This window comes from Marinobacterium nitratireducens, from assembly GCF_014645375.1.
In the GTDB taxonomy this organism is placed as follows: Bacteria; Pseudomonadota; Gammaproteobacteria; order Pseudomonadales; family Balneatricaceae; genus Marinobacterium_A; species Marinobacterium_A nitratireducens.
In genome coordinates this window covers 546938-559158 of sequence record NZ_BMLT01000001.1, presented here as the reverse complement: position 1 = coordinate 559158, position 12221 = coordinate 546938, and the positions used below count along the sequence as shown (strand labels likewise).

Here is a 12221-nt window from a genome sequence, read left to right as displayed (position 1 = left end):
TGCCGGAAAGGCCGGCAAGCACCGACCGGGAGACAATAGATGAAACCGAAAGCCATTGGTCTTGCGCTGCTACTGTCGTTTTCAGTACTCACGGCGCCCGTTGGACAGGCGGGTACCGAGGAAGTCCAAACCATTGCCAGCGTGCTCTACAGCCTCAATCATTTTCCCACCGATGAAGAAAAAACATCACTGCAGGCGATCGCAGGCGGCGACAGCGCCAGCGATGACGAAAAAGTGATCGCTTCCGCGCTCGCCAACGTTCAGCACAAGGTGTCCGACCAGGATGCCGCCGCCCTCCAGGAAATTGTCGAAAGCGACTCTTCCAGCGAGGACAGTAAAACGCTGGCGCAGATACTCCTCAACCTGATGCATACACCAAGCGATGCGGAGAAGGAACAGCTACAGGCGATGATGCAGGAGTAAGATGCAATCGAGGTTGGTGTCCTGTCACGCATGACAGCGCCTGCCGCAGCCGGTAATCTGTGTTTGTCCGTGAAGTGGTTATTATATTTTTCACTTCTAACAAACAGTTACCGGCATCTCCTTGCCCCTGATCTGAATTACGCCCATGTCCCGTTCCGCGACCGTCAGTATCGATTTCGTCGAAAGCCTGCTGCTGCATGCCGAGCAACAGGGATATAACCTCGACTCATTGCTCAGTTCGGTCGGCATGACACGTAGCGAACTTGAAGGGCGTAGCGACTTTCCGGCCGATCAGTTCAATCTGCTATACCAGCATGTCATGTGGCTGGTTCAGGACGAGTCATTCGGCTTGCTTACGGGCGGCAACCTGCCAACCGGTACCTTTCGCATGATGTGCTTTGCGATGATTACCTGCACCAATCTCGGGGACGCGGTGCGACGTTGCAGCCAGTTTTATGAGATCTGCAAAGGCCCGAGGGTCAAGCCGGAGATCGTGGTCGACGGCGACAAAGCCTATTTTCACTATGTCGCGCTCAATTCAATGCCGGCCGATACGGTACGCCGGGTTGTGTCCAATGAAACGCCGGCGGTGATTCGTTCATCGATATCAATCTGGCACCACTTCATGAGCTGGATGATCGGCTACCGGTTGCCATTGCTGCGTGCCAGCTTCACCTTCGCGGAGCAGCCCAACCTCAGCGATTATCAGAACCTGTTCCAGTGCCCGATCGATTTCAATGCATCGGAGAACCGGCTCACGTTTCCGGCCGATCAGCTGTCGATGCCGATGATGCAGAACGCCGAGACGCTGCGCAGCTTTTTGCGTACGGCGCCGTATCAGCTGATGGTGATGGTCAACGGCGACCGCTCGGTCAGCGCTCAGGTCAAGGGCCTGATCGGCCGGGACTTCAGTCGCTCGCCGCCATCCATACAGGAGGTGGCGTCAGCGCTCAATATGTCGGCACGCACGCTGCGCCGGCACCTCGACAAGGAAGGGACCACCTATCAGGCCCTGAAGGATCAAAGTCGTTTCGATGCCGCCCAGGAATACCTCAGCTACCCCAATGTCTCGGTACAGGAAGTGGCTGCCTTGCTGGGATTTACGGAACCCAGTGCCTTTGTTCGGGCGTTTCGAAAGTGGAGCGGCGTAACGCCCGCCGCATACCGTGACGCTCAGCAGGAAGCGATAGAGCAGGGCGCCTAGAATACGTATCGCGTATTATTCGTACGAATCTGGGTGCGTGTTATACGGCGGCTATACTGAAGTCTGTCGGTCCGGACGACCGGCAGGGTGCTGCCAATGCCTGCATTGTTGTTATTGCTTGTTATTTTGCTGGCGGCGCAACCGGCTGTGGCGAGCCTGCCGCGACGCGTTGCGATCGTCGACCGCTTCTTCCCGCCTGCCGAATTCTTCGCAAGTGAGCGGGACAGGGAAGTGCAGCTCTGGATGTACGGGTTGCTGGACGTCGATAGTGACAGGCGCCGGGAGCCGTACTTCCACGGCGACCTGGTGCGTCTGATCGCCTCTCATCCCGATATCGCCTTTATGCTCTATCCGATCCCGGCGGGGATCCATCCTCTCGATGCCATACTGCTCAACCTGCGCGAGATACGCGCCCGCCTGGCGCATCAGTCCGTTGATGCGGTGCTTCTGGCCTGGGAGTCGTCAACGCTGATCAGTGCCTTCGACGAGCCGTTTCGACCGGATGCGCGGGAGCGCTATAAGTCGCGCCTGAGGCAGTGGGCCGAGGAGGGCGGCGATTGGCGTCGCACGCTGGCGATTATCGATGAGCTGGAGACGCTCTCGCGCCAGGGGGTGCTGGTCGTCACCATCGCCGGCAATGGCGGACGCGGCATGGTCAATACGTTCTCTTTCGCGCAGGGCGTGGTGACCGTCGGCGCCCTCGAGCCGGAGCTTGGCGACTTTGTCAGTGACAATGCGCTTGTCGACAGGCACGAGCAGGCCGCGTATTTTGCCAGGCGCATCGACGATCCCGACGGCATTCCGCAAGGTTACGACATTAATGGCGACGGTTGTGCCGATATCCCGTTATCGGTCGTCAGCGGGAAGGAATACCCGAAGCGCTCCTGGCCGCCGCTGAAAGGTTCCTCCTTCGCAGCGCCTATGGCGCTGAAGCGGATACTGCTTGGCGATGCCGCCGCAGGGCACTGTCTTGCGCAGGCGGAGCAGCCCTGAGTCAGTCTTCTATGCCGATAACGCAATTTATCGGCACATAGGTGTAACTATATGATTTAATTGGTATCCATCCTGGAATAAATGGAAGTTTCCGATGCTCGACCTGCCGCCGGTGATGCCGTTGTTCGATTCGCTTCGTCATGTCGAGGATGGAAATCCTCACGTCAATCTGTACCTGGCCGAAGTCATGCTCGGTCCGGTGGCGGATGCTGCGCTGATCTACGAGTATGCACTCGGGTGGCTGCTGGAGCAGCGTCACAGCGAAAACAACTACAAGACATACCGCAGCGAACTGACCACTTTTCTGCACTGGTGCTTCGACGTCGAACGGCAACCGGTCGCCGAGCTGGGCCGGCGTCAGCTCAGTGCCTATGTCGATTACTGTATGGCGCCACCGAACCGGTTGATCGCATATCGCAATGTCGCCCAGTTCGTGCACTCCAAACAACTCGACGAACGGGTGCCGAATCCGGACTGGCGACCCTTTCTTGGCAAGCGAATCGATGGCGAAGAGCAGCCGTACCGAATCACCGAGCGTGCCCTCAAAACCAAGCTGGCGATACTGTCGTCGTTCTTTGGCTACCTGATCCAGGAAGAGTACACCGAGCGCAATCCGGCGCTGATGATGATCCGTAATAACCGCTTCAGAACGGGCCAGCCGGGTTCGCTGGATGACGCGGAGGACATGAAGGCCTTCACCGAACTGCAGTGGTCATATGTAATGTCCGCGGCTGATCGTCTGGCCGCCGAAGCCCCCGAGGAACACGAGCGCACCCGGTTTCTGATCGCGTTGATGTACGGCTGCTATCTGCGCATCTCCGAAGTCGCCGCACGGCCCGGTTTCGCTCCTGTCATGGGACAGTTTCGGCGCGACCGCAAGACCGGTGTCTGGGGCTACTTCGTACCGCTGAGCAAAGGGGGAAAAAAGCGTACCGTGGCGGTTTCCCGTGCGCTGCTGAAGGCATTAAAGCGCTATCGGGCCCATCTGGGTCTCAGTGATCTCCCGGCACCCAATGAAACCACGCCATTATTCGTACGCCACCGCGCTGCCGGGCGCGGACGGGATGCCGGTGTACTCAATGCCAATCTGGGTATTCGCCAGCTGCGCGACGAAATCTCGCACGTGATCGGCTGCGCCGCCGATGAGGCCGAGCGGGACGGTTTCGAGCAGGATGCCCGGGAAATGCGGGCCATGACGCCGCACAGCATCCGGCACACCGGTATTTCCCACGACATCAACTTCAACGGCAGACCGCTGTCGCATGTCCAGGCAGACGCCGGGCACGACAGCATCGAGACCACATCGCAATACCTGCACAGCAGCCGGGCGGAGCGTCACGAGTCGGCGGCCGGCAAACCGCTGGACCGCCTGTCGAACCCGGATTAGGCCTCGGCACCCGGATGCCCGCAAGCCCAGTTCGACAGCTTTGGGCGTAAGTACAAACACGCCTGAAGCCCCCTTAAATACGACATTATAGATATGCGTATAATGTATATTATGTTAAATAAAGGATGTGACGAGATGGATCAATCGCTTCTGTTGTTGTTATTTCAAGTTAAGGATGAGATCCGATCTCATGGTTGCTTGATTCCCTCCAGGCCTCGTACGCCCTGGGCTTTAGCGCTATCACGTGCAACAGGTTCAAACCCCATAATCAAGTTAACGATGAGATTCTGCGGTTCTGGCACCTGCCGGTGCGGAGAGTCGCGAAGATTTCTTTTCTGCGGGATAAGTGGCACGTAACGCAACGTACCGCACGCTGTTTTGCTACGTGTATCGACGCGTTTATGAATGCCCGTTGCCAGTTGCCCGGCCTAAACTGGAAACTGCTCGAGCAGCTTTTGCATCTCTTTGTTCGGCCACAGGTATCGTGATTCTTTGAGGTCTCTGGTGCTGCGTGGCTGCTCCGTCAGCCAGGCCGAAACTGAATATTGGCCCGATCTCCATGATATCGCTGCCGTTCCAGTACTGGGCTTCCAGTTCCAGCGCAGCGACCCGCAGCGTACCTTGCACAGACCGATCACATTGGGTATCGAATTCCAGCGGCGTCAGATATTTGGATGCTCGTTCTACGAGTTCGGCTGGATACCCGAGTTTGAGCATGCTGTTAATCAGGATATCCTCGAACAAACGATCAATCTGTTTGAGGTCTTTAAGAGTCATCCCGATCAACGCGGCTGCGTAGCGCGTCTGGTCATGGACAAAAAGTACGCAGTTACGGCGTTGAATGACGACCAGATTAGAATGCCAGCCATCCAGCAAGCTGCCAGGCGCTGCAGGCTCTGCTGCAATGACATGCCCTGCTTTCTTCAGTTTCTCTGCGAGCTTTTTGGTAACGTGGATTCTCATTACGTCATATAACTTATTGGTATTATGAGGTTTTGTGGATTCGGGTGCTCATCGGAAGTGTCAAGAACTATATAATTGATAGCCTAGTGTCGCTGTCTGTTCGTCACAAGGAAGCCCTCATGTAAGAATCATACCGACTGGATTGCGGAGTATCTGCACGTACCGCGTTTTCTCATATCGATGATGCGCTAACAGACCGAGCACCCCCACTTTAGGGCGTCCGGTTACCGCCCGCTTGATTCCCGCCTTGGTTCGATAGCGTCGCTGACGTCCATGGGCTATTGAGATTTGACCTCCCTATGTAAACCTCCCTGTTTTAGTGCCAGGGGTTATTAGAGTCCATCCGATCGTTATGTTGAGCCAGGAAGGCCCAAGGCGTCAGGTCGCCCAATGATTCATGAGGCCACTCCTCGTTGAATTCGACGAGCCACTTGTCAGTGATCTCGCGCACCTCTGTCAGAGTTCGGGTGCTAGCTGCACCATTGTGTTCTGATACCTTGGTAGTCCCGCCTCTCCTGCTCGCTGAGTGTCAGCTTATAGGTCTTCATCACCCGCAGGAATCGAGCGATGTACTGACACTGATTCGCAGGTGGCAGCCACTCATTAAGCCCCTTCGCGCCCTTCTGCCGGTTCATTGATGCTTCAACGCTGAATAGGTTGGCCGGGTTGTTGGCAAAGCTTTCCCTAGTGTCCTGGCTCCAGTTGTTGGCGCCATGGTCCCATGCCCATTTGAGGGGAACCACGTGATCTATATCAATCTTCGATGCGTCATGGATCACTGCGCCGGAGTACGGTGAATGCCAGCGGCCGGCGGTCACTCGGCACTGATCAGATTTAGCGAACCGCACCGGCGCCGTAGACTGCGCAATCAGCGCCTCTTGGCGCGAGTTCTGACAGTCTCCATCAACATCAGCCCAGCCATGACCGAAACGCTCCCTGGCATAGTTAGTACCGGCCGCTACAGGCTGGGTAGAGCGCACCGGTGGTCTCTGCCCCTTCGGGATCCGCCCACCGCTGTCCAGGCAGGCCGTCAGCGTGTTGAAGGCCGTGAAATTCTTGGTTTTCGCGTAATAGGGGCTGTCTGCTGAATGGCAGATACCCGAGGACGATTTTTTTATGACCTCGGATAGCGCCGTGGGCGCGATAAGAAAGGCGCCGATGGCAATTGAAACTGCGGTTACACCGTAAGCTGCCTTCAAGTGGCCTCCTGTCTTCATGCTTCTGATCTATTCCCTTTGATAAGGCTTATCACCGCATTGCCGTGACTGCACCGCAACCAACCCGACGGCCGTGGGATGACGCCGGCGTCGCCGAGCCTTCTTTACGCCTGCGATCAGTTTCACCGGCAAGGCATTCCGGGTCAAAACGGGCTCCCAAAACGATGATTTTGGGCAGCCTACCACGCCAGCCTGGCGTCCGCCCTGCCCGGCCCGTCCGATTTAACGAAATTCCGATAATGAGCCTCTCTTTGCTCATCCGCCGTTCTGTACGTCAGCCACGCACCCTTCAGCAGTCAGACCTTGGCTATCCCGGAAGTTTGTATCATTGGCCGAAGAGGCAGACGGCAGCTTTTCATCATTTATCTTCGAGCAGTAGCCGGTATCAGCTAACATGATGTACTCAGGGTAGATCAGCCGCCCTAGCCGGGTCGTGTAGTCAAAACTGTAGACATGCTCTTGAGGGTTGTAGTCACAACGCCCCACCAAGCGCCCCCACATTCGCCATCGACCGTTCTCAATTTCAACCCGTGCTTTGCACAGCTGACACGTGGCCGAATAACTAACAAGACGAAATTGCCGAATTGGCCGCCCGCTCGAATGTTTCTGGCCAGTCTCGACGTACTCCAGTTGTGTGCTTTGCAAATCAAGAGGAGTCATGAGAAAGGAGGCCTTGATGATACGGCGCGTCACGCAGTAGTAGAGCGGCGAAAATGTAAAGTACAACGCCGCTAGAACTATTAGGACGTCGATCAGAGCCTTGATGAGGCCGAATGCAGTTTTCTCCAACACGAGGGCTAAGAGCCCGAGATAGATCATAAAGCATGCGCACGTGACTGCTGCTACGATCGTACCGATCATTGAACGCCAAACCCAGCCTTTGGCCGCCAAGCCATTGACCAATCTACCGACCCAGTTTGGACCATCCACCATTTCCAGCGTGTAGCGAATATATCCAGCCGGAATGTCGGCTTTATCGCACTGTAGATCACTACGGGCCGGCGCTGTCCGAATGATATAGCGGTTCATAATGCCAGCCCCTGCGCCCTGCGTGAGCTGCTCTATGACCGGTATACAGGAGCTACCGCTATCAATCGCCAGTTCGCTTAATGCATCGGTATGTCCAGCCCAGCGTTGAATCGCAGTAGAGAGATTCCTCTTCAACTGCTTGCCTTCATCCTCATGGTCAGCTGGCTCAGCAATGTCCTTCCAGGTGAACTCAAACGTATCAGGCCCCGTTCGACGAGTGGCATTCTCAAACAGACGCTCCAGAAGCTGGTATGGCCGCGTTCCGGCCTTCGGTCCAGCGTAGGAAGCTAGAAACTCTTGGCCGCATCGTATTGCGTTATCTAATTGATTTTTATCCATAAAAAATCACACCTAACCGTTCCATCCATGTTTGGCCCTGAAATCCTAGCACGCTATCCGCTGCAATGGTCCTGCACAAAACGAAATAAATCTGAGGAACGAGATGATGTGCAGAGACGACGAAATTGACCTGAGTGTAGGGCTTCGAGATGGACAACTTTTGTTCATCAATGAAGTGGAGCGTGGCCTCGACTGTGGATGTTCCTGTCCGCATTGCGGAGGTCGACTCATTGCGAAAAAGGGCGATATCAAGCAGCACCACTTTGCTCACTACAATGCGGAGAACTGTGGGAAAGGGCTTGAGACAGCGCTCCATTTGCTTGGCAAGCAGGTGTTGATGACAGAAAAGCAAGTCAGGTTGCCCGATACCGATGAGCTCAGACAGCTTTGCTACTTAGCAGTTGAACGACGCCGGTTCGGTTATATCGCTGATGTGGGTGCGGTGCTCGAGGCCACTGGGGAAGAGGTTGACATCGAGATCAAGGTGACGCACGGAGTTGACGACGAGAAAAAGGAGCGAGTACTCAAAAACCAAGCGCTAATGCTGGAGATCGATCTCTCCGGGGTTCTTCTGGGTGGCTCGGTGACACGTGAGTCCGTGGTCCAGGCAGTACTTTATGAAGCCCCTCGAGAATGGGTGGAAGCCTCGGATGTAACGGTTATCGACGACGAACAGCAGGACACAAAGATGAACGACAAGTATCTGGTAGTAGGATTCAAAGCGGTCAGTGGTTACTCTCGGAAGAATCAGTCCAACTTCGACTTTCAGACGCTCCATGTTCTAGTCGAGCTGGAGAACCGTCCCAGTCAGAATTATCAGATACACGCTATCGGCGGGTACGAACAGAAGAATATCCCAGTCAAGTTGACGGAGAGACTGCTTGCTACCCTCGAAAGCCAAACGCTGCCTGCATGGGCAGAGCTGACGTTTGAAACCCAACTTGTAAACGGCACACCGAAGGCCCTCGTGACAGACGTCCGATTCTAAATCACGATACCGGCAGGAGTACGTATGACACGGCTCCTGCTCTCCCATAGCACAGTGCTAGCAGGCTCGCGACAAGGGGGGCGGTGCCCGATTCCTCTACTTACGAGCGGTAAAGAAATAGGGGTAGAGCGCACTGGATGCCGTCAGGCTGGTCGCGGCGACGATTGCGGATCGGCGATCCTCAAGCCGATCCCCGATCCGGACCATTAGCATCAGTCCACCCATTACGCCCACTGCGTACACAGCAAACAGCAGAGTGACCCAGAAGCTGGTGAGGCCCCACTGTATCTGATAAGTCACATATAGCGGAGAAGGCAGGCTGCTGCTCATCAGCGCGGCCAGGATGGCAAGCCAAACGCCCACCCGCGTCAAGCCGGGTTGGCCAGTGCGCTCTTCGCTAACTCCGGTAACAGCAATTGCCAATCGCCTGATCCGGGACGTCGACGATGCATTTTAGGACCTCAGCGGCATTGCGGGGATCCGTCGCGGACGGACGGACCGGTAAAGAGGTCTGCCTCCACCCTCCACCCACCACACGCCACACGCCGGCAGACGAAGACTGTCCTGACGCTAGCCGCTCAGGTCACTCCGGTGGGGTCGACCGACGACGCCGTGCCCGAGCCTTCCTGCTATCGCTTCCGTCCCCGAGAGCACCGGCCGCCGCCAGCCCCATCAGGCGGCGGAACCTCGGGCACTCTAGGTGACTCGGCGCCGAGCAGTCGGCGGCGTGCCGTAGACCGTCACGCATCGCGGTCAGCCGGCGAATAGTCCCGTCGAGTTCGTCGGCCTTTTCATTCAACTGGTGGCGATCTATCCGGAGCTCGTCCTGTGTACCCAGCATCCCGGCGATCTCGTCCAGCGAGAATCCCGCCGAGCGTCCCAGTGCAATTAGTGCCAGGCGCTCCAGCACGCCGGCATTGAACAGGCGGCGCAGCCCCCGCCGCCCCACCGAACGAATCAGGCACTTCTCCTCGTAGTAGCGTAATGTCGAGGCCGGAACGCCGGACAGTTTTGCCACCTCGCCGATATCCATAACGCCTCTTGACTTAAAGTTAACTTGAAGTTGTACGCTAGCATCAGGCCAACCTCAGGACAAACCGGAGAGAAACATGAACGTACTGGCATTCACCGTGCTGACCGGGATCGGCGCCACCCTGGTGATGGATCTGTGGGGACTCATCCGCGCCCGCCTGTTCGGCATCCCTGCCGCCGACTACGGTATGGTTGGACGCTGGCTCGGTCACATGCGCAACGGCCGCTTTCGCCACGAAGCCATCGCCCGGTCCGCAGCAGTAAAAGGCGAACAGCTGATCGGCTGGAGCGCCCATTACCTAACAGGCATCGCGTACGCGACGCTGCTGACCATTTTCTGGGGAACCGGCTGGATATCGCATCCGTCGATCGGGCCCGCGCTGATCGTCGGGATCGGTACCGTTGCTGCACCTTTTCTGCTGATGCAACCCGGTATGGGTGCCGGCATCGCCGCATCCCGTACGCCCCGCCCCAATGTCGCCCGCTTCCAGAGCCTGCTCAACCATACCGTCTTCGGGCTCGGACTCTACCTGACGGCCTGGGTCATCCGCCTTTTGCTTCCGGTTTAAAGTACTACTTTTATACCCGCCGACTTATCGAATGGATGGCATGTATGCAGGTAATACAGGAACAAATACCTGCCCCGACGATACAGGGAGCCCGCATCAGACCAACAGTTATTAAAGAGACCGAATTGCAACATCAACTCCAGGTCGACTAACGGCACAAAGCGGACGTTGGGTTAGAGCAAACAGGATAGGCAAAAGGCAAGACCTGACCCCGCTCGTCCACTCACTAATTAAAACTACTTTAGCTTGCAAATGAATTGACATGTCATTCCGTTAATTCCTTTCAACTCATCTACTTTCCCGACCTCTGCCGTAAAGTAGTTTGGATACCTATAGCTGCAATTTAAGTGCGAAGTGAAGTTATTGTCCAATAACACTATCCCTGAAAAATAGCAGACCTCGTATGTTTTTAGGAATTCTTCTTCAGGTATATGGAATTCACATCGTACAACAGAATTGCTGAATGGTTTTGTTTTTACACCTTCCCATTTTCTTTTTCCTGAAATAACTGAATCCGTAAGTATACATGGATAAGTACCAGGATCAGTCTCTACCGCAATATACAGATTCTCATACTTTTCTTCCTCGCCATAAGAAAGCAAGGTAAATGGCGCCACCATTAAGAATAATAAATATTTCATAACTATAACCGAGATGTATAAAATTTAATTAGCATTATATTTTTTCAGTTGCTAATAATTTTAGCATAGGTTTTTATCTAGAGCTGTGACGCGCTAACACCTTAGGATGCTGAGTCGGCAGCTGGTTCCGCTGTGAAGGGACAGAGCAACACATCGAGAGATGTGCTCCAACAGTTGGTTGCCAGTTACCGTCCTCTTGATTCTCGAGCCTGCTCGTTAGAGTCGCTGGCGTCTATCACCTTAGGCCAACAACTAGTCCGCCACGTCGTGTATTGCTAGACCTAGCCAACGACATTGCTAGAGGGCAGTTGGATTAAATCTCGAGGGTAGGTCACTGCATGTATGTTTACAAGGTATATAGGCTCGGCCTTCCTCCCCTTCGCCTGCCTGTTTGCCATGCATTAAGGTACAAGCCTCTAGCGGCCAAAGCGGACAGAGCGGACAGAGCTAAAAAGTAAAATCCCGTTGTCGCGGTGTAGAGCATAAAAAAGAATGGCGCGTCCTATTTTTTCTACAGACTATACTTATCAAAAAGTATGCTTAATTGAGGATTAGCGAATGGGAAGAATAAAGGCAGAGTTAAGAGTCTATGCGACAGCGGAAGGACAATACGCGACTATGCGCTATGTGACCCTTAGGAACTTCGATTTATATACGGGATCACGATTTGCCTCACCTTTAGATGACAATAAAGTCTTTCGTACTAGCTACCATGCTAGCGGTAAAAACCATCTACATATTCCAGTACCACCATGGCGTAGCATAGGTGAACCCGGCGATAGACCTTCTGAGTTATTAGGAAAAAGGCACATTGCAGGTGGTGGTGGCGATTTAAGAATGCTTCATTGGAGTCACAAGCCTCCAAAACAAGACACCCCTAAACGGAAGTCACTAATATTAGACATCACAAAAATTCCAGCCCAGCGTTGTAATCCCGAGGTATGGATTGTTGAACCTAACAGGCCAGAATTGGTACAGGAAATACACGATTGGTACAATGATAAAGGTGGTGAGATAGTTGCGATGCTTCATGCTGACTGGTGTAAGCCAGAAATAGTGATTGCGGTGTAGAAGCTAAATGATCAAGCGCAGGCGGCTCTTGAAAGAGCCATCACTAAAGGAGCATTTTAACTCTCGGGAAAACGTATATTGCGCAGGCGCTTACTATACACTGGTGATAGCGTCCATCTATTTTCAAGTGGACACTTTTTATGATTCTGCTAAGCGTATCGAAAGCCCCCAAGTAAACATCTACACTTCACCACTAAATTCAAAGAGGATTCGTGACTGATTGCCAGAAAGTAGGCGTTTCGCTCTCCCGGTGCACTTTGGATCTTGCTATCGTTTGTACCCTACCTGATGCCAGCTTTCGGATGGTACGCAAGCTACTATCCGATGGATGTTCGAGGTAGCTAAGATCGTCACATCCGGCACAA

General features: G+C 54.5%; 14 protein-coding genes. 7 read left to right on the top strand and 7 right to left on the bottom strand.

Annotated features, from left to right (window positions below; all coding sequences use genetic code 11):
• The first annotated feature begins 39 nt into the window (after positions 1–39).
• From IEX85_RS02485 to IEX85_RS02470, 4 genes are all read left to right on the top strand, one after another.
• Entirely contained in the window at positions 40–423 is a 384-nt protein-coding gene (locus IEX85_RS02485) for a hypothetical protein (RefSeq protein ID WP_188857909.1), read from the top strand.
• A 145-nt stretch (positions 424–568) separates the two neighbouring features.
• Complete coding sequence (locus IEX85_RS02480) at positions 569–1627, top strand: AraC family transcriptional regulator (protein ID WP_188857907.1); 1059 nt, start codon at positions 569–571, stop codon at positions 1625–1627.
• A 96-nt stretch (positions 1628–1723) separates the two neighbouring features.
• Complete coding sequence (locus IEX85_RS02475; RefSeq protein WP_188857905.1) at positions 1724–2620, top strand: S8/S53 family peptidase; 897 nt, start codon at positions 1724–1726, stop codon at positions 2618–2620.
• A 94-nt stretch (positions 2621–2714) separates the two neighbouring features.
• Entirely contained in the window at positions 2715–4007 is a 1293-nt protein-coding gene (locus IEX85_RS02470) for a tyrosine-type recombinase/integrase (protein ID WP_229721755.1), read from the top strand.
• Between the two features lie 399 nt (positions 4008–4406).
• Here the strand turns inward: IEX85_RS02470 and IEX85_RS02465 are convergent, their stop codons facing one another.
• From IEX85_RS02465 to IEX85_RS02450, 4 genes are all read right to left on the bottom strand, one after another.
• Positions 4407–4970: a DUF6933 domain-containing protein gene (locus tag IEX85_RS02465; protein ID WP_188857903.1), complete on the bottom strand. Its 564-nt coding sequence runs from the start codon at positions 4968–4970 to the stop codon at positions 4407–4409.
• Between the two features lie 316 nt (positions 4971–5286).
• Positions 5287–5421 (bottom strand): hypothetical protein, encoded by a 135-nt coding sequence (locus IEX85_RS02460; protein WP_505717482.1) that lies wholly within the window; start codon positions 5419–5421, stop codon positions 5287–5289.
• Between the two features lie 19 nt (positions 5422–5440).
• Positions 5441–6169 carry an HNH endonuclease family protein gene (locus IEX85_RS02455; RefSeq protein ID WP_229721754.1) on the bottom strand — a complete coding sequence of 243 codons (729 nt, stop codon included), beginning with the start codon at positions 6167–6169 and terminating at the stop codon, positions 5441–5443.
• A gap of 273 nt (positions 6170–6442) precedes the next feature.
• Complete coding sequence (locus IEX85_RS02450) at positions 6443–7555, bottom strand: hypothetical protein (protein ID WP_188857899.1); 1113 nt, start codon at positions 7553–7555, stop codon at positions 6443–6445.
• Between the two features lie 106 nt (positions 7556–7661).
• On the opposite strand from IEX85_RS02450, the gene IEX85_RS02445 reads away from it, so the two are divergent.
• A complete protein-coding gene (locus IEX85_RS02445) occupies positions 7662–8543 on the top strand; it encodes a competence protein CoiA family protein (protein ID WP_188857897.1) in 882 nt (293 codons plus the stop codon).
• A 96-nt stretch (positions 8544–8639) separates the two neighbouring features.
• Here IEX85_RS02445 and IEX85_RS02440 read toward each other — a convergent pair whose 3' ends face one another.
• Complete coding sequence (locus tag IEX85_RS02440; protein ID WP_188857895.1) at positions 8640–8966, bottom strand: MFS transporter; 327 nt, start codon at positions 8964–8966, stop codon at positions 8640–8642.
• A gap of 160 nt (positions 8967–9126) precedes the next feature.
• Complete coding sequence (locus IEX85_RS02435; protein ID WP_188857893.1) at positions 9127–9576, bottom strand: helix-turn-helix domain-containing protein; 450 nt, start codon at positions 9574–9576, stop codon at positions 9127–9129.
• Positions 9577–9652: 76 nt separating this feature from the next.
• On the opposite strand from IEX85_RS02435, the gene IEX85_RS02430 reads away from it, so the two are divergent.
• Positions 9653–10144 carry a DUF2938 domain-containing protein gene (locus tag IEX85_RS02430; protein ID WP_188857891.1) on the top strand — a complete coding sequence of 164 codons (492 nt, stop codon included), beginning with the start codon at positions 9653–9655 and terminating at the stop codon, positions 10142–10144.
• A gap of 236 nt (positions 10145–10380) precedes the next feature.
• Here the strand turns inward: IEX85_RS02430 and IEX85_RS02425 are convergent, their stop codons facing one another.
• Positions 10381–10785, bottom strand: coding sequence for a hypothetical protein (locus tag IEX85_RS02425; RefSeq protein ID WP_188857890.1), 405 nt, complete (start codon positions 10783–10785; stop codon positions 10381–10383).
• Positions 10786–11343: 558 nt separating this feature from the next.
• Here IEX85_RS02425 and IEX85_RS02420 point away from each other — a divergent pair.
• On the top strand, positions 11344–11856 hold the full coding sequence (locus IEX85_RS02420; RefSeq protein WP_188857888.1) for a hypothetical protein: 513 nt from the start codon (positions 11344–11346) through the stop codon (positions 11854–11856).
• The last annotated feature ends 365 nt before the right edge of the window (positions 11857–12221 follow it).

What these genes read in the sequence shown, in the direction of transcription:
- IEX85_RS02480 (WP_188857907.1), top strand. Translation starts at nt 569, where the DNA reads ATGTCCCGTTCCGCGACCGTCAGTATCGATTTCGTCGAAAGCCTGCTG.
- IEX85_RS02430 (WP_188857891.1), top strand. Translation starts at nt 9,653, where the DNA reads ATGAACGTACTGGCATTCACCGTGCTGACCGGGATCGGCGCCACCCTG.
- IEX85_RS02475 (WP_188857905.1), top strand. Translation starts at nt 1,724, where the DNA reads ATGCCTGCATTGTTGTTATTGCTTGTTATTTTGCTGGCGGCGCAACCG.
- IEX85_RS02485 (WP_188857909.1), top strand. Translation starts at nt 40, where the DNA reads ATGAAACCGAAAGCCATTGGTCTTGCGCTGCTACTGTCGTTTTCAGTA.
- IEX85_RS02435 (WP_188857893.1), bottom strand. Translation starts at nt 9,576, where the DNA reads ATGGATATCGGCGAGGTGGCAAAACTGTCCGGCGTTCCGGCCTCGACA.
- IEX85_RS02450 (WP_188857899.1), bottom strand. Translation starts at nt 7,555, where the DNA reads ATGGATAAAAATCAATTAGATAACGCAATACGATGCGGCCAAGAGTTT.
- IEX85_RS02420 (WP_188857888.1), top strand. Translation starts at nt 11,344, where the DNA reads ATGGGAAGAATAAAGGCAGAGTTAAGAGTCTATGCGACAGCGGAAGGA.
- IEX85_RS02465 (WP_188857903.1), bottom strand. Translation starts at nt 4,970, where the DNA reads ATGAGAATCCACGTTACCAAAAAGCTCGCAGAGAAACTGAAGAAAGCA.
- IEX85_RS02445 (WP_188857897.1), top strand. Translation starts at nt 7,662, where the DNA reads ATGTGCAGAGACGACGAAATTGACCTGAGTGTAGGGCTTCGAGATGGA.
- IEX85_RS02425 (WP_188857890.1), bottom strand. Translation starts at nt 10,785, where the DNA reads ATGAAATATTTATTATTCTTAATGGTGGCGCCATTTACCTTGCTTTCT.
- IEX85_RS02470 (WP_229721755.1), top strand. Translation starts at nt 2,715, where the DNA reads ATGCTCGACCTGCCGCCGGTGATGCCGTTGTTCGATTCGCTTCGTCAT.